15 protein-coding genes are annotated in these 14,588 nt (G+C 69.8%); 6 read left to right on the forward strand and 9 right to left on the reverse strand.

Annotated features, from left to right (window positions below):
• The first annotated feature begins 8 nt into the window (after nucleotides 1–8).
• Both ACTMVF_RS11685 and ACTMVF_RS11690 read left to right on the forward strand, forming a co-directional pair.
• Complete coding sequence (locus ACTMVF_RS11685) at nucleotides 9–1,010, forward strand: proline racemase family protein (protein WP_441270875.1); 1,002 nt, start codon at nucleotides 9–11, stop codon at nucleotides 1,008–1,010.
• Nucleotides 1,011–1,085: 75 nt separating this feature from the next.
• Nucleotides 1,086–1,781, forward strand: coding sequence for a GntR family transcriptional regulator (locus ACTMVF_RS11690; RefSeq protein WP_441270876.1), 696 nt, complete (start codon nucleotides 1,086–1,088; stop codon nucleotides 1,779–1,781).
• Between the two features lie 67 nt (nucleotides 1,782–1,848).
• Here ACTMVF_RS11690 and ACTMVF_RS11695 read toward each other — a convergent pair whose 3' ends face one another.
• Genes ACTMVF_RS11695 through ACTMVF_RS11710 form a run of 4 tightly spaced genes read right to left on the reverse strand, consistent with a single transcriptional unit; the run spans nucleotide 1,849 to nucleotide 5,192 of the window.
• A complete protein-coding gene (locus tag ACTMVF_RS11695; RefSeq protein ID WP_441270877.1) occupies nucleotides 1,849–2,619 on the reverse strand; it encodes an ABC transporter ATP-binding protein in 771 nt (256 codons plus the stop codon).
• 24 nt (nucleotides 2,620–2,643) lie between these two features.
• Nucleotides 2,644–3,420, reverse strand: coding sequence for an ABC transporter permease (locus ACTMVF_RS11700; protein ID WP_441270960.1), 777 nt, complete (start codon nucleotides 3,418–3,420; stop codon nucleotides 2,644–2,646).
• A complete protein-coding gene (locus ACTMVF_RS11705; protein WP_441270878.1) occupies nucleotides 3,420–4,193 on the reverse strand; it encodes an ABC transporter permease in 774 nt (257 codons plus the stop codon). The genes ACTMVF_RS11700 and ACTMVF_RS11705 overlap by 1 nt, the downstream gene beginning before the upstream one ends.
• A 30-nt stretch (nucleotides 4,194–4,223) precedes the next feature.
• Nucleotides 4,224–5,192, reverse strand: a complete 969-nt coding sequence (locus ACTMVF_RS11710; protein ID WP_441270879.1) for an ABC transporter substrate-binding protein — start codon at nucleotides 5,190–5,192, stop codon at nucleotides 4,224–4,226.
• A 170-nt stretch (nucleotides 5,193–5,362) separates the two neighbouring features.
• Between ACTMVF_RS11710 and ACTMVF_RS11715 the strand changes: the two genes are divergently transcribed.
• Complete coding sequence (locus ACTMVF_RS11715; protein WP_441270961.1) at nucleotides 5,363–6,214, forward strand: IclR family transcriptional regulator domain-containing protein; 852 nt, start codon at nucleotides 5,363–5,365, stop codon at nucleotides 6,212–6,214.
• On the opposite strand, the gene ACTMVF_RS11720 is transcribed toward ACTMVF_RS11715, so the two are convergent.
• From ACTMVF_RS11720 to ACTMVF_RS11735, 4 genes are all read right to left on the reverse strand, one after another.
• Nucleotides 6,129–7,064, reverse strand: coding sequence for a PDR/VanB family oxidoreductase (locus ACTMVF_RS11720; protein ID WP_441270880.1), 936 nt, complete (start codon nucleotides 7,062–7,064; stop codon nucleotides 6,129–6,131). The genes ACTMVF_RS11715 and ACTMVF_RS11720 overlap by 86 nt on opposite strands.
• Nucleotides 7,061–7,276: a hypothetical protein gene (locus ACTMVF_RS11725; RefSeq protein WP_441270881.1), complete on the reverse strand. Its 216-nt coding sequence runs from the start codon at nucleotides 7,274–7,276 to the stop codon at nucleotides 7,061–7,063. Before ACTMVF_RS11725 ends, ACTMVF_RS11720 begins: the two co-directional genes overlap by 4 nt.
• Nucleotides 7,273–8,343, reverse strand: a complete 1,071-nt coding sequence (locus ACTMVF_RS11730; RefSeq protein ID WP_441270882.1) for an aromatic ring-hydroxylating dioxygenase subunit alpha — start codon at nucleotides 8,341–8,343, stop codon at nucleotides 7,273–7,275. The genes ACTMVF_RS11725 and ACTMVF_RS11730 overlap by 4 nt, the downstream gene beginning before the upstream one ends.
• A 775-nt stretch (nucleotides 8,344–9,118) precedes the next feature.
• Entirely contained in the window at nucleotides 9,119–9,364 is a 246-nt protein-coding gene (locus ACTMVF_RS11735; RefSeq protein WP_441270883.1) for a DUF5302 domain-containing protein, read from the reverse strand.
• Between the two features lie 389 nt (nucleotides 9,365–9,753).
• Between ACTMVF_RS11735 and ACTMVF_RS11740 the strand changes: the two genes are divergently transcribed.
• Genes ACTMVF_RS11740 through ACTMVF_RS11750 form a run of 3 tightly spaced genes read left to right on the forward strand, consistent with a single transcriptional unit; the run spans nucleotide 9,754 to nucleotide 13,237 of the window.
• Entirely contained in the window at nucleotides 9,754–11,346 is a 1,593-nt protein-coding gene (locus ACTMVF_RS11740) for a bifunctional 3-(3-hydroxy-phenyl)propionate/3-hydroxycinnamic acid hydroxylase (RefSeq protein ID WP_441270884.1), read from the forward strand.
• Nucleotides 11,347–11,354: 8 nt separating this feature from the next.
• Nucleotides 11,355–12,227 (forward strand): alpha/beta fold hydrolase, encoded by an 873-nt coding sequence (locus ACTMVF_RS11745; protein WP_441270885.1) that lies wholly within the window; start codon nucleotides 11,355–11,357, stop codon nucleotides 12,225–12,227.
• Nucleotides 12,224–13,237 (forward strand): VOC family protein, encoded by a 1,014-nt coding sequence (locus ACTMVF_RS11750; protein WP_441270886.1) that lies wholly within the window; start codon nucleotides 12,224–12,226, stop codon nucleotides 13,235–13,237. Before ACTMVF_RS11745 ends, ACTMVF_RS11750 begins: the two co-directional genes overlap by 4 nt.
• 202 nt (nucleotides 13,238–13,439) lie before the next feature.
• On the opposite strand, the gene ACTMVF_RS11755 is transcribed toward ACTMVF_RS11750, so the two are convergent.
• A complete protein-coding gene (locus ACTMVF_RS11755) occupies nucleotides 13,440–14,387 on the reverse strand; it encodes a methionyl-tRNA formyltransferase (RefSeq protein WP_441270887.1) in 948 nt (315 codons plus the stop codon).
• Between the last annotated feature and the right edge of the window lie 201 nt (nucleotides 14,388–14,588).

Below are 14,588 nucleotides of genomic sequence, written 5' to 3' on the forward strand. Positions count from 1 at the left end.
GCTGGACCGTGCGCAGCAAACTCGTCCTGCATGCCGTCGACTCGCACACCGAGGGCATGCCCACCCGCGTCATCACCGGCGGCATCGGCACGATCCCGGGCGCGACCATGAACGAGCGGCGCCTGTACTTCCGTGAGCACCGCGACCACATCAAGCAGCTCCTGATGAACGAGCCGCGCGGCCACTCGGCGATGAGCGGCGCGATCCTCCAGCCGCCCACCCGCCCCGACTGCGACTGGGGCGTGATCTACATCGAGGTCTCCGGCTATCTGCCGATGTGCGGGCACGGCACGATCGGCGTGGCGACGGTGCTGGTCGAAACCGGAATGGTCGAGGTCGTCGAGCCGGTCACCACGATCCGGCTGGACACCCCGGCGGGCCCGGTCGTCGCCGAGGTGGCGGTTCAGGACGGTGCCGCGCAGGCGGTCACCCTGCAGAACGTGCCGTCCTTCTCCATCGCCCTCGACCGCAAGATCTCACTGGCCGACGGGCGCACGGTGACATACGACATGGCATACGGCGGCAACTTCTACGCCATCCTGCCGCTGGACCAGTTCGGGCTGCCCTTCGACCGCTCCCGCAAGGACGACATCCTCGAGGCGGGGCTCTCCCTCATGGCGGCGATCAACGCCGAGGAGGAGCCCGTGCACCCCGAGGACCCGTCCATCCGCGGCTGCCACCACGTCCACCTGATCGCCCCCGGCGCCACCGCCCGCCACTCACGGCACGCCATGGCGATCCACCCGGGCTGGTTCGACCGCTCGCCCTGCGGAACCGGCACCAGCGCGCGGATGGCGCAGTTGCACGCTCGCGGTGAACTGCCCCTGCACACCGAGTTCGTGAACGAGTCCTTCATCGGCACGCGGTTCACCGGCCGCCTCCTGGGCACGACGGCCGTCGCGGGCCGACCGGCCGTCCTGCCCAGCTTCACCGGCCGCGCGTGGATCACCGGCACCGCGCAGTACCTGCTCGATCCGTCGGACCCGTTCCCGGCGGGGTTCGTGCTCTGACGCCGAGGATCGGTGCTCTGACCGTCGAGGATAATGAGGCGCGTAACGCGTGACATTGCACAGCTAGGAGACCACATGGCCGCCCAGCGCACCGGCGCCTCGTCCACCGCAGCCGCCCCGGCGCTGCCCACCCTGGGCGGCAAGAAGAGCAGCTACCGGGAACGGGTCGCCGACGCCCTGCGGGCCGCGCTGATCGCCGGCGAACTGCTCCCCGGCGAGGTGCACTCCGCGCCGGCGCTCGCCGCCCGCTTCGGCGTCTCGGCGACCCCGGTGCGCGAGGCCATGCTGGACCTGGTCAAGGAGGGCCTGGTCGACACCGTCCCCAACAAGGGCTTCCGGGTCACCGCGGTCTCCGAGAAACAGCTCGACGAGTACAAGCACATCCGCGCGCTCATCGAGATCCCCACGGTGGTGGAGCTGGCCAGGACCGCCGACAAGGTCTCCCTGGAGGCGCTGCGCCCCGCCGCCCGGGAGATCGTCCAGGCGGCCGTCTCCGGTGACCTCATCGCATACGTCGAGGCCGACACCCGCTTCCACCTCGGCCTGCTCGCCCTCGCCGGCAACGCCCACCTCGTCGAGGTCGTCGGCGACCTCCGCAAGCGCTCCCGCCTCTACGGCCTCACCGCACTCGTCGAGGCGGGCCGCCTGCTGGCCTCCGCCGAGGAGCACCTCGAACTCCTCGACGCGCTGATCGCCCGCGACGAGAAGGCCGTACGCGAGGTCATGACCCGCCACCTCGGCCATGTAAGGGGCCTGTGGGCAGCGCCCTAGGGGCGCGGGGAACTACGCGACAAAGCCCCACGACCCGCAGCCTCCGAACGGCATGGGGGCCGAGCTCTCAGGACCCTCTCTTCGCCGCCTGGATCTGCTCGTACACATGGGTCCGCAGCTCGGCGAAGCGCGGATCCACCCGCGTGTGCAACTGGTCGCGCTCGGCGGGCAGATCGACCTTCAGCTGCTCCCGGACGACGGTGGGGGAGGCGGACAGCACGATGACCCGCTCGCCGAGATAGACGGCCTCGTCGATGTCATGCGTGACGAACAGGATCGTGATGCCCCGCTCCCGCCACAGCCCCCGGACCAGGTCCTCCAGATCGGCCCGGGTCTGCGCGTCCACGGCTGCGAACGGCTCGTCCATCAGCAGCACACGGGGCTCGTACGCCAGCGCCCGCGCGATGGCGACCCGCTGCTGCATACCGCCGGACAGCTGCCACGGATACGCCCCCGAGGCATCCGCCAGCCCCACCGACTCAAGCGCGTCCCGCACCAGCTCACGGCGCCGCGCCTTGCTCAAGTCCTTCTGCTTCAAAGGCAGTTCGACGTTCTCGCCGACCCGCATCCAGGGGAACAGACTGCGTCCGTACTCCTGGAAGACGAACGCCATCCCGGGCGGCGGGCCGTTCACCTTCCTCCCCTCCAGCAGGACTTCACCGCTCGTCGGCGCGAGCAGACCGCCCATGCACTTCAGCAGCGTCGTCTTGCCGCAGCCCGACGGGCCGACGAGACAGACCAGTTCCCCGGCGTCGACGGTGAAGGTCAGGTCCCGCACCGCCTCCACGCGCCGCCCGGAACCCTCGTAGACCTTCTTCAGACCGCGTACGTCGAGCATGGACCGCCCCTTCACGATGCTCATTCAGGACCGCCGGGTGGTCGCACGCAGACCGTGGTACCAGCCGAGCACCCGGCGCTCGACCAGTCGGAAGACGACGGAGAGCAGGAAGCCGAGCAGACCGAGGACGAGGATCCCGGTCCACATGTCGGGGATCGCGAAGCTGCGCTGGAACTGGACGACGGTGAAGCCGATGCCGTTGTTGGCGGCGAACATCTCGCTGATGACCATGAGGATGATGCCGATCGAGAGTGCCTGGCGCAGTCCGGCGAAGATCTGCGGGCTCGCCGAGCGCAGCACCAGATGGCGCAGGCGGGCGGTCCCCGTGACGCCGTAGGAGCGGGCCGTCTCCAGCATCACCGAGTCGACCGCGCGCACGCCCTCCACCGTGTTGAGCAGGATCGGCCAGACGCAGCCGCTCGCGATCACGACGATCTTCATCGTGTCGCCGATGCCCGCGAACAGCATGATGACCGGGACCAGCACGGGCGGCGGCACGGCCCGCAGGAACTCCAGGACCGGCTCGCACACCGCGCGCACCCCGCGGTGGGAGCCGATGACCGTGCCGAGCGCGACGCCGACCACGGCGGCCGTCGTGTAGCCGCCGAGGAGTCGCAGGAGGCTCGGCACGACGTCCGTGCGCAGCCGGTCGGCCGTCCAGACGTCCGGGAAGGTGTCGAGGATCGTCCGCAGCGGCGGCCAGAAGGGATCCGTGCTGCCCGCCGACGCCGCCCACCACACGGCGACCAGCACCACGGGCAGCGCGACGACGAAGAGCACGCGCGTCAGCAAGCGCCCGATCACACCGCCACCTCCCCGCGCACCGACTGGTGCCAGGCCAGCGCCCGCCGCTCCACCGTACGCGCGCCGACGTTGATGAGCAGTCCCAGGAGCCCCGCGACCACGATGAGCGCGTACATCTCCGGCACCGCCTGCGAGGTCTGCGCCACCGCGATCTGCTGACCCAACCCCGGTGCGCCGATGACGAGTTCGGCGGTGATCGCGAGGATCAGCGCCACCGCGGCGGCGAGCCGTACCCCGGTCATGACGTACGGCAGGGCCGTCGGCCACAGCACATGGCGGACGCGCGCCCAGGTGCCGAGGCCGTAACTGCGCGCCGTCTCCTCGGCGACCGGGTCGACGTCCTGGACGCCGTACAGGGTCTGGATCAGTACCTGCCAGAAGGAGGCGTACACCACGAGCACGAGCACCGACTTCAGTTCGGTGCCGTAGAGCAGCACCGCCAGCGGAATCAGCGCCACCGACGGGATCGGGCGCAGGAACTCGATGGTGGAGGCCGTCGCCTCGCGCAGGTACGGCACGACCGACACGACTACGCCCGCGACGACTCCGGCGCAGACCGCGATGGCAAGGCCCAGCGCCCAGCCGGTGAGCGTGTCGCCGAGCGCGCTCCAGAAGGCGGAGTCGCCGGCCTCGTCCGCGAGCGCTTCGGCGATACGGCTCGTCGGCGGGAAGTACGCCTCGTCGACCAGGCCGAGCCGCGGCACCGCCTCGCCCAGGGCGAGGAAGGCCGCGAGCCCGGCGGCACCGAGAGCGAGGTTCCCGCCCCTCATGCGTTCATGCCCCTCATCCGTCCCCGTCCGTCACGGCAGCAGCGCGTCCAGGTCGGGCGACTTCTTGAAGAGGCCGTCCTCATAGCCGAGCTTCATGAGGTCCTCGATGGAGTCGCGGTTCGGCTCGCTCGGCCACTTCGGCAGGATCACCTGGTCCAGCACCGACGCCGGGATCTTGGTGTACGTCGTGACGATCTGCCGGGCCTCGTCCGGGTGGGCCTCGGCGTACGCGAGGGACTCGGCGGTGGCCTCCTGGAACTTCTTGACCACGTCCGGGTGTTGCTGCGCGTACTGCGTCGAGGTGAAGTACATCGCCACGGTGACTTCCGGCGCTACGTCGACCAAGGGCGAGGCGATCTCCCGGCCGCCCTGGCTGCGGATGGTGGCGGTCGCCGGCTCGACCACGCACGCCGCGTCGATCTGGCCGCTGTCGAGGGCGGCCGGCATCTGGTCGAAGGGCATCTCGACGAGGTTCACCTTGTCCGGGTCGCCGCCCGCCTTGCGCACCGCCTGGCGGACCGCGGTCTCGTTGATGTTCTTCAGGGTGTTGATGGCGACCTTCTTGCCCTCCAACTGCTTCGGCGACTTGATGGTGCTGTCCTTCTTGACCATCAGGCCGTTGAAGTCCTTGCCCTCCACGCCGGTCGAGGCGATGCCGTTGGCGACGGCCTTCACGGGAACGCCGTTGGTCTGGGCGACCATCAGGGACGTCACATTGCTGAAGCCGAACTGGAACTGCCCGCTGACCACGCCGGGCACGATCGCCGCACCGCCCTGAGCGGCGGTGAACTCCAGTTTGAGGCCCTGCTTTTCGAAGAACCCCTTCTTCTGCCCGAGATACAGCGGCGCGACATCCACGATCGGGATGAGTCCGAGCTTGACGGTGGTGACACCGCCGGACGACGCGCCCGCGTCCGACGAACCGGCGTCGGACGAGCCACAGGCCGTCGCGACGAGCAGCAGGACGCCGGCGGTGAGACCGGCCGACAGACGACGCATGGCTCCTCCTGTACAGACAACAACGGTGCAGCGGTGTTCCGACAGGTTGTGCGCAAGGCGCACAATAGTGCGCGCGAATGCTCAGCGGGAAGGTAGAAGTCTCAACTGATCCAGGTCAACGGGTTCAAATGGGCCGGCCGACAACATCGTTGACGCTATGGGAGGTGGCGATGCTTCCGGGAGACCGCGCACCACACTTCGTGAGGTCCTTCGAGCGGGGCCTCGCCGTGATCCGCTCCTTCGACGCCGAGCATCCCGCCCGCACGCTCAGCGAGGTCGCCCACACCTGCGACCTGACCCGCGCCGCCGCCCGCCGACTGCTGCTGACCCTCGCCGACCTCGGCTACGTCCACCAGGACGGACGGCTCTTCCGCCTCACCCCGCGCGTGCTGGAACTCGGCTACTCCTACCTCGCCGGCTATACGCTGCCCCAGATCGCCGAGCCGCATCTGGAGCAACTCGTCGCGCAGGTACGGGAGTCGTCGTCGCTGTGCGTCCTCGACGGCGACGACATCGTGTATGTGGCGCGGGTCCCGACCCGGCGCATCATGACGGCCTCCATCACGGTCGGTACCCGCTTCCCGGCGTATGTGACGTCGGTGGGCCGGGTGATCCTCGCCCATCTGCCGGATGAGGAGGCCGAACTCCGGCTCGCACGTGCGGAGTTGAGGCAGCTGACCGCGCGCACCATCACCTCGCCGGACGCCCTGCGGGCCGAGCTGCGGCGCGTGGGGCGTCAGGGGTACGCCATCGTCGACCAGGAGTTGGAGGAGGGGCTGAGGTCGGTCGCCGCCCCGGTACGGGAGCGGGACGGCGCGGTGGTGGCCGGCGTGAACATCGCGGTGCACGCCGGCCGCACCTCGGTGGACTCGATCCGTCAGGACCTGCTGCCGCATCTGCTCGCGGCGGTGGCCCGGATCGAGGCCGACCTGAGGATCACAGGTCCAGCACGAGCCGCTTCCCACGGCACCGGGACACACAGATCATCATCGTCTCGCCGCTCTCCTGCTCCTCCCGCGTGAGCACGGAGTCCCGGTGCTCCGGGGTGCCGTCGAGGACGTCGGTCTCGCAGGTGCCACAGGTGCCCTCGGTGCAGGAGAACAGCACCTCGACACCGGCGGCGCGCACGGCGTCGAGCACCGAGACGTCCGGCGACACGGTGACCGTCCTGCCGCTCTGCGCCAGCTCGACCTCGAACTCCGTGTTCTCGCCACCCTCCTGCTCCTTCGGCGCGAACCGCTCCACGTGCAGCAGCCCGGCCGGGCACCGCGCCTCCACCGCGTCGAGCAGGGGACCGGGGCCGCAGCAGTAGACGAGGGTGTCCGCGGGGACGTCGTCGAGGACCGAGGCGAGGTCCAGAAGGCCGGTCTCGTCCTGGGGGGCGACGGTGACGCGGTCGCCGTAGCGGCTCAACTCCGCGGTGAACGCCATGGACCGGCGGGTCCGTCCGCCGTACAGCAGCGTCCACTCGGCGCCCGCCGCCTCGGCCGCCGCCAGCATCGGCAGGATCGGCGTGATGCCGATGCCGCCCGCGATGAAGCGGTAGCGGGGCGCGGACTCCAGCCGGAAGTGATTGCGCGGTCCCCGCACCCGGACCTTGTCGCCCTGCCCCAACTGCGCGTGCACATGGGCCGATCCGCCCCGCCCGTCCGGCTCCCGGAGCACGGCGATCCGCCAGGCGTCCCGGTCCGCCGGATCGCCGCACAGTGAGTACTGCCGCTCCAGCTCCGGCCCGAGCACGACGTCGATGTGGGCGCCGGGCTCCCAGGCGGGGAGCCGCTCGCCCAGCGGGTGGCGCAGGGTGAGGGCGAGCACGCCGTCGGCCACGAACTCCTTGCCGTCGACGACCAGTTCGGCTTCGTACACGGTCATGAGCTGTTTCCTTGCGCCTGTCGGCCTTGCTGCCGGCCTTGGGGCTGGTGTCCCTGGGGAGGGTGTCCCTGGGGGTGGGCGAGCATCCACTCCCACATCTCGATCGGGTCCTGCGCGGTGTGCTCGCGCCCGCAGTGACAGGTGCCGTGCAGGATGTCGGTGCCCGGCAGCCAGTCGATGCGGTAGATCTCCCCGGTGGGGCCGGCGCTCACAGGACCTTCTCCACGGGCTTGTCGCCCTCCTCGACCAGCCGGGCGAGGATACGGCGGGCGGCCAGGCCGCCGGTGTCGATGTTGATGCTCAGCTCCTGGTAGCCGGTGCGCTCGGTGCCCAGGGTCTGTTGCAGCAGGTTCAGGGCGGTGACGTCCTGCATGACGACGGTGTGGTTGTTGCCGCGCAGGAACTCGGTGACCTCGTCATCGTCCGTCGCCCAGTCCCGCGAGACCGCCCAGAAGTCGTACACCTTGCCGTCGCCGGACGGCGTGATGGCGTACGTGATCTCGGTGTGGAAGCCGTTCGGGTCGCTGCCGTCCGCCTCGGGCAGCACCCCGACCGGGGCGATACGGCTGTGCAGCAGGTACAGACAGGGGGCGTGGTACTCGATGTCCTGCCAGCGGGTGATACGGCCTTCGATGCCGGTCGACTTGGCGTAGAACGGCGGGCACTCGGCGTCGTCCATGTGCCGGCTGACCCGGACGATGCCGGCGCCCTCGTCGACCTCCGTGGTGATCGGCGTCTCGGCGACCTCGGGGGTGCCGATGTAGCCGCCGTGGAGGTAGGTCTCGTGGGAGAGGTCGAGGAGGTTGTCGACGAGGAGGCCGTAGTCGCAGTCGATGGGCTCCATGCCGCGCACGGTGACCCAGCCGGGGGAGTCGAGGTGCCTGGCCCGCGGGATGCTCTGCGGGTCGGCGAGCGCCGGGTCACCGATCCACACCCAGATCAGGGAGTCCTGCTCGACGACGGGGTACGAGGCCACGCGCGCCGTCCGCGGGACGCGTTTCTGCCCCGGCACGTACACGCACGCGCCGGTCGTGTCGTACGTGAACCCGTGGTACCCGCACACGATCCGGTCGCCGTCGAGGCGGGTCGGCGCCTCGGACAGCGGGTAGCGGCGGTGCACACAGCGGTCGTGCAGGACGACCGGCGTCCCGTCCTCCTCCGTGCGGTAGAGGACGAGGGTCTCACCGAGGATCGTCCGACCGAGCAGCTCGCGCCCGACCTCATGGCTGTAGGCGGCGACGTACCACTGGTTCCTGGCGAAGGCGGTCATGTGAGGCATGGCGTTCCCGTCCCTGTCGGCGGGGCGTCCTCGCCCCGCGTGCCGTGGTTGGGATCAGCGTCCTGATGGCTGCGGCCGCTGCGCAAGGCGGCTTCCATCAGGCGGAAGCGTCTCTACGAAAGAGCTGGTCATGGCCTTGCCATGCGTCTGGCTCGGCACTGGCGGGGCGGGGGGCGCGTGCGATCGCGGTGCTGCCGTGCAGCAGCCCGGCCGGGTGGGCCGAATCCGGGTCGAACAGGCCCGTCTTGGCGTTCCCGACCGGGTTGTCGCATGTCAGGGATGTTGTGGGCGGGCGCGATCGACGTGGTGAGAAGCGGACGGCCGCACCGCACGCTTGCGGCATTGGCCTCGCCGACGGGCATGGAGGCGAACCTCCGGCTCGCACGGGACGAGGCGAACTTCATCGATCTCCCGCGATCGTCGTACTCCGTGACCGGGGAGCACGTGCTGCTTGGCTGAGGGCTGTCCCGTGCATGTGGGGTATGGGCGAAGGCGTGCGGGACTACGTCGTGCCGTGCCCTCACTGTGTCCGTGCCGAGCCTGAGGCTGCCGCGAAGCCGCGGGGCGGAACCGGCGGCGGTTCTGATGGAGGCCTCGCGCCGCTTGGAGGTGCGTTCTGACGTGCCCGGTGGGCGACATGGGCCGTTGATCGCCGACCAGCCGGACCGGGCCGGGGCGGTCGGAGGACTCGCCTGCCATGGGCTGCCGCGGGCACCACCGCGTCAGCCCGGAAGGGGTTCCTCCCGCCGGCGCGGGAGGAACCGAAGGAGCAAACTCAGCCGCCGCTCTTTCGCCGGAACGACCGCTGACTGGCAGCCGGTCCGTGCGCGCCTCGAATCTTCGACGCGTCGGTGTTCGCGGACAGGTCCGCCGCGGCCTCCTCCTGCTTGGCGCGCTTGCGCGCCAGGGCCTCCCGGAACTTGCCCTTCAGGTCATACTGGCCGTCCTCGTCGGGTGCCAGGGCAGGGCTCTCGGACTCAACCGGCTCCGAACCTTCTTGCCATGGAGACTCTGTAGTCATGGTGACCTTCCTGGGTTCGGGCAATGTGAGCACAGCTTGTCATGCCGGATCCCGCATTGGGCGCCGCGTCCGGCGTCGAGCGATCCGCAGACCGCCTCACACCCCGGCCGCCCGTCTCTCCGCATAGGAGACGAACAGTAGGCGGTCAGGATGCGTACGGCCTCCTCGTCCAGGGCCCCGTGATCTCCACCGCGGCGTCGAGGATGCGCAGCCTCGACGCCATCCCCTTCGGACGCTTCCTCCGCGTCGTCTGTGGCCCGGTCAACAGATGTGTCCGTTCGGTCGTCCCCCGGCTCTTGACCCCTTGGTGCGCCCTCTCTACCGTAGCGATTATTCCAATTGGAGTGAACGCTCCATTAAGAGTGTGCGGACGACAGTGAGGGAGCCTGGTGAGCCGAACCGATGCCAGGGACAGGGCCGACGACAGCGCGTATGACGTGGCTGTGATCGGTTACGGGCCGACCGGCGTGACCGCGGCGAACCTGCTGGGTGCGATGGGCCTCAGGGTCGTCGTGCTGGAACGGGACGCCGATGTCTTCTCCCGCGCGCGGGCCATCTCCACCGACGAGGAGGTCGTCCGGATCTGGCAGCGCGTCGGCCTGGCCGAGCGGCTGAAGCAGGACATGCTGGCCGAACGGCCGCTCGACTTCGTGGACGCGCGTGGCCGTGCCTTCATCAGCGCCTGCCCCACCCCGCGCGGCCATGGCCACCCGCCGCAGATGTTCATCTACCAGCCGGCGCTGGAGCAGGTCCTGCGCGACGGGGTGGACCGCTATCCGAACGTCGAGATTCTGCTGAGGCACGAGTGCCTGCGGCTGCGACAGGACGCCGACGGGGTGGAGTTGACGGTGGTCTCCACGGTCGACGACTCCGTACGACGGGTGCGCGCGAAGTACGCCATCGCGGCCGACGGCGGCTCCAGCCTCACCCGCGCACAGCTGAACATCGGCTACGAGGGCAGGACGTACGAGGACCGCTGGGTGGTCATCGACACCGAGATGCTCAAGCCGTGGCCGGACCACGACCGGCTGCGCTTCCGCTGCGACCCGACCCGGCCCGCCGTGGACTGCCCGACGCCGCTCGGGCACCACCGCTGGGAGTTCCCGATCCTGCCGGGCGACGACGAGAAGTACCTGACCACGGACGACGCGATCTACGCGATGGTGGCCCGGTACGGGATCGGCCGGGACCAGATCAAGATCCTGCGGGCCACCGTCTACAGCCACCACGTCCGCTTCGCCGCCCGCTTCCGGGCGGGCCGGGTCTTCCTCGCCGGTGACGCCGCGCACGCCATGCCGCCGTGGATCGGGCAGGGTATGGCCGCCGGCGTACGCGACGCGGCCAACCTGTGCTGGAAGCTGGAGGCCGTCCTGCGCGGCCAGTTGCCCGAATCGGTGCTGGACTCCTACGAGGCGGAGCGGAAACCGCACGTCAAGGAGGTCACCAAGCGCGCGGTGTTCGTCGGGCGGGTCGTCACCGAACGGCACCGGGCCGTCACCCGGGTCCGCGACACCGTGCTTCCCGTCCTCAACCGGGTGCCGGGCTTCGCCGACTGGATGCAGGACTCCAACTGGATACCCGTGGCCCACTACGCCGCCGGTCTGCAGGCCCGCCCGCGCACCAAGGCGTCCGGGCACCAGCTCCCCCAGCCCTGGGTCACCACCTCCGACGGGGAGCGGGTACGGCTGGACGACGCGCTCGGCGGTCGCTGGCTGCTTCTGCACGCGCGCACGGCCACCGCGCAGCCCGCGTGGGACGTGCCCTCCTTGACGGTCCTGCCCGCCGGATCCCGCCCGGCCAAGGGCACCCTCGTCGACAGCGACGACGTCCTGCTGCCCTGGCTCGATCAGCACCGCGCGGCCACCGTCGCCCTGCGCCCCGACGTCTACGTCTACGCGGCCGCCCCGGCCGGTGCCCAACTCCCGCCACCACCGACCGGATTCGCACCCACACCGGCCCGGACCGCCTCGGTCACCTCGTGAGGACCGCTATGACCACTCCCGCTGAAGTGCCGTCGATGCAGGAGACCCTCTACGACGTCGCGGGTAAGAAGGTCTTCGTCGCGGAGACCGGCGACGGTTCGCCCGTCCTGCTCCTGCACGGCGGCGGCCCCGGCGCTTCCGGCGTGGGCAACTACGTGCGCAACATCGCGGCGCTGGCCAAGGAGCACCGGGTGATCGTCCCCGACCTGCCCGGGTTCGGCCGCAGCAGCAAGGGTGTCGACGGCTCCGACCCGTTCGGATACCTCGCCGACGGCATCCGGGGCGTGCTCGACGAACTCGGCCTGGACAAGGCGCACTTGGTCGGCAACTCCTATGGCGGTGCCTGCGCGCTCCGCCTGGCCCTGGACACCCCCGACCGGGTCGACCGCATGGTCCTGATGGGCCCCGGCGGCATCGGCGCCACCCGCGCCCTGCCCACGCCCGGCCTCAACAGCCTGCTCAACTACTACACGGGGGAGGGTCCTTCACGGCTGAAGCTGGAGAGGTTCATCCGCGACTACCTCGTCTTCAACGCCGCCGACGTGCCGGACAGCGTCATCGACGCGCGCTACCGCGACAGCATCGATCCCGAGGTCGTCGCGGCCCCGCCGCTGCGTCGTCCGTCCGGCCCGAAGGCGCTGCGCACCCTGTGGAAGATGGACTTCACCCGCGACGAGCGCCTGGCCCGCCTGCCGGTGCCGACCCTGGTGCTCTGGGGGGCCGCGGACAAGGTCAACCGGCCCTCCGGTGGGCGCATGCTGGCCGACCGCCTGCCCAACTGCGATCTGTACATGGTCGCCAACACCGGACACTGGGTCCAGTTCGAACGGGCCGACCTCTTCAACAGGCTGTGCGCCGGCTTCCTGGGAGGCCGCCGATGAACACGCCCGTCACCCCGTCCGTCTTCGGCGCCGTGCACCTCGGCTACCTGGTCATCGAGACGAACCGTTTCGCCGACTGGCGCCGCTTCGGCACGGACGCCATCGGGATGCACCACGACGCCCTCTCCCGGGACCTGATGCGGTTCCGGATCGACGACCACGAGTGCCGCTTCCTGCTCCAGCGCGGTCCGGCCGAGGACGTCGTGACGACCGGCTGGCACATCGACGACCACGCGAGCTTCGAGCAGATCGAGGCCCGCATCCGCGCCCACGGAGTGCCCTGCGTCGCCGGCAGTGCCGAGGAGGCCGCCCTGCGCGGCGTCGAACGGTTCCTGCGCTTCCCCGGCCCCAAGGGCATCACCCAGGAGATCTGCACCACCCCGGTCCAGTCGGCCGAGCCGCTGACCATGCTGACCTCCGGCTTCGTCACCGGTGACTCCGGCATGGGCCACGTCGCCATCACCTCCACCAAGCCGACCCAGCTGCGCGGCTACTTCAACACCGTCCTCGATGCCCGCCTGACCGACTGCATCGAGGAGACCATCAGCGGCGTCAAGCTCAAGGTCCGCTTCCTGCGGGTCAACGAACGCCACCACACCATCGCCATCGCGGCCGTCCGGGGCCTGCCGGTCGACCCGGTCCGCACCCGTGTCCAGCACCTCAACGTCCAGGCCGAGAGCCTCGACGACGTCGCCCGCAGCTACGAGCGCGTCCACGAACTCGGCTTCGAGATGGCCCTGTCCGTAGGCCAGCACACCAACGACAAGGAGCTGTCCTACTACGCCGTCACCCCGTCCGGCTTCGAATGGGAGATGGGTTGGAACCCCATCGTCGTCGACGAGTCCACCTGGGAGCCCTCCACCCACCAGGGCATCAGCATCTGGGGCCACAAGCCCGTCGGTCAGACCATCGTCGACAAACTCGAACAGTTCCGCCTGGGTGCCCGCTCCCTCGTCCACCCGGAGAAGACCGTCCGTGCCCTCAGCGGCGCCGGAACCCCCGACGACTGACGGGGCAAGACCCGGTTGGCGCTGCAGGCGACCGCGAGGCGCGGCCATGGCGTTGGCCGCGGGGTGGATGGTGGTGACGCGCCGTCAAAAGACAATCGCTGTCGTGCGGATCGGTGATCCGAACGACAGCGATGTCCTGTCGGTCCCGGGACCGTACCGGGGCCGACACGCCAAGGGCTTCATGGGTTCACCGCCCGGCCCGTCAGGGGTGGGTCGTGAGGTAGCCGCCCATGGAGGTGAAGTACTCGGCCGCGGTCAACTCCTGGCCGTCCTCTGTTCGTACGCGCGTGATGGCAAGGCCGTGCTTACGGCCGTTGCGGGCGTCGGCTCCGGCGACGATCACGACGCCGTCACCCTCGCGGTAGAAGATGCGGCCGGGCGTCCCGCCGTAACGCCCCTCGGAGACGAAGGCGGCCAGGACGTCAAGTCGCTTGCCCTTGTGGAAGGTGAAGGCGCTGGGGTACGGCTCGGACTGGGCGCGGACCAGGCGCTCCAGGTCCTCCGCCGGCCAGGTCCAGTCGATGCGGCTGTCTTCGATGGATCGCTTGTGGAAGAAGCTCGCCCGCGACCGGTCCTGCTTGGTGAACTCCGTCTGCCCGGAGGCGATGAGGTCGAGGGCGCCGATGGTGACCGGGGCGATGAGGTCGACGGTCTTGTGGAAGAGGTCGGTTGCGGTGTCCGTCGGGCCGACCGGCACTGCCTCCTGCCGCACGATGTCGCCGGCGTCGAGCTCGTCGTTCATCATGTGCGCGGTGACGCCCACTTCGGGCTCGCCGTTGATCAGGGCCCAGATCAGCGGGGAGAAGCCGGCGTACTTCGGCAGCAGCGAGTCGTGCACGTTCAGCGTGCCGTGGCGTGGGAGGCCGAAGATGCGCGGGGGGATCCAGGTGCGCCAGTTGTTGGCCACGATGATGTCCGGGTCGGCCTCCTTGAGGCGCTCGAACAGCTCGTCGTCGTCAGGGCGGTTGCGGATGACCACGGGTACGCCGTGCTCCTCGGCGAGGTCGGCGACCGAGTCGCTCCAGATCTTCTCGTACGCGTGCTCGCTCTTGGGGTGCGTCACGACCAGGACCACGTCGTGCTCGGAGTCCAGGAGGGCTTGCAGGGTGCGATGCCCCCAGGTCTGGTAACCGAACATGACGACCCGCATGGGGTTCCTCCTCGCAGCAGGGACTGGCCGCGGCCAGTAAAGCAAGGCTTACCTAAGTTTTCAATGGGTGTGCGCGGTAAGCCAGTTGGCGGGTTCTGCGCTTCCGGTCGTCCGGTTTGTCCTGTCGACAGCTTCACAGGATTAGCTTAGGCTCACCTAAGTTTCACGGGCCGCTCCGTCGGTGTGCCCACTTTCGTTACA

Origin of the sequence: Streptomyces sp. SD31 (assembly GCF_052068475.1) — a bacterium.
Classification (GTDB): domain Bacteria; phylum Actinomycetota; class Actinomycetes; order Streptomycetales; family Streptomycetaceae; genus Streptomyces.

Coding starts and splice junctions, on each gene's coding strand:
- ACTMVF_RS11755 (WP_441270887.1), bottom strand. CDS start 14,387: ATGCGGGTCGTCATGTTCGGTTACCAGACCTGGGGGCATCGCACCCTG.
- ACTMVF_RS11690 (WP_441270876.1), top strand. CDS start 1,086: ATGGCCGCCCAGCGCACCGGCGCCTCGTCCACCGCAGCCGCCCCGGCG.
- ACTMVF_RS11695 (WP_441270877.1), bottom strand. CDS start 2,619: ATGCTCGACGTACGCGGTCTGAAGAAGGTCTACGAGGGTTCCGGGCGG.
- ACTMVF_RS11735 (WP_441270883.1), bottom strand. CDS start 9,364: ATGACTACAGAGTCTCCATGGCAAGAAGGTTCGGAGCCGGTTGAGTCC.
- ACTMVF_RS11705 (WP_441270878.1), bottom strand. CDS start 4,193: ATGAGGGGCGGGAACCTCGCTCTCGGTGCCGCCGGGCTCGCGGCCTTC.
- ACTMVF_RS11750 (WP_441270886.1), top strand. CDS start 12,224: ATGAACACGCCCGTCACCCCGTCCGTCTTCGGCGCCGTGCACCTCGGC.
- ACTMVF_RS11720 (WP_441270880.1), bottom strand. CDS start 7,064: ATGACCGTGTACGAAGCCGAACTGGTCGTCGACGGCAAGGAGTTCGTG.
- ACTMVF_RS11715 (WP_441270961.1), top strand. CDS start 5,363: ATGCTTCCGGGAGACCGCGCACCACACTTCGTGAGGTCCTTCGAGCGG.
- ACTMVF_RS11730 (WP_441270882.1), bottom strand. CDS start 8,343: ATGCCTCACATGACCGCCTTCGCCAGGAACCAGTGGTACGTCGCCGCC.
- ACTMVF_RS11710 (WP_441270879.1), bottom strand. CDS start 5,192: ATGCGTCGTCTGTCGGCCGGTCTCACCGCCGGCGTCCTGCTGCTCGTC.
- ACTMVF_RS11745 (WP_441270885.1), top strand. CDS start 11,355: ATGACCACTCCCGCTGAAGTGCCGTCGATGCAGGAGACCCTCTACGAC.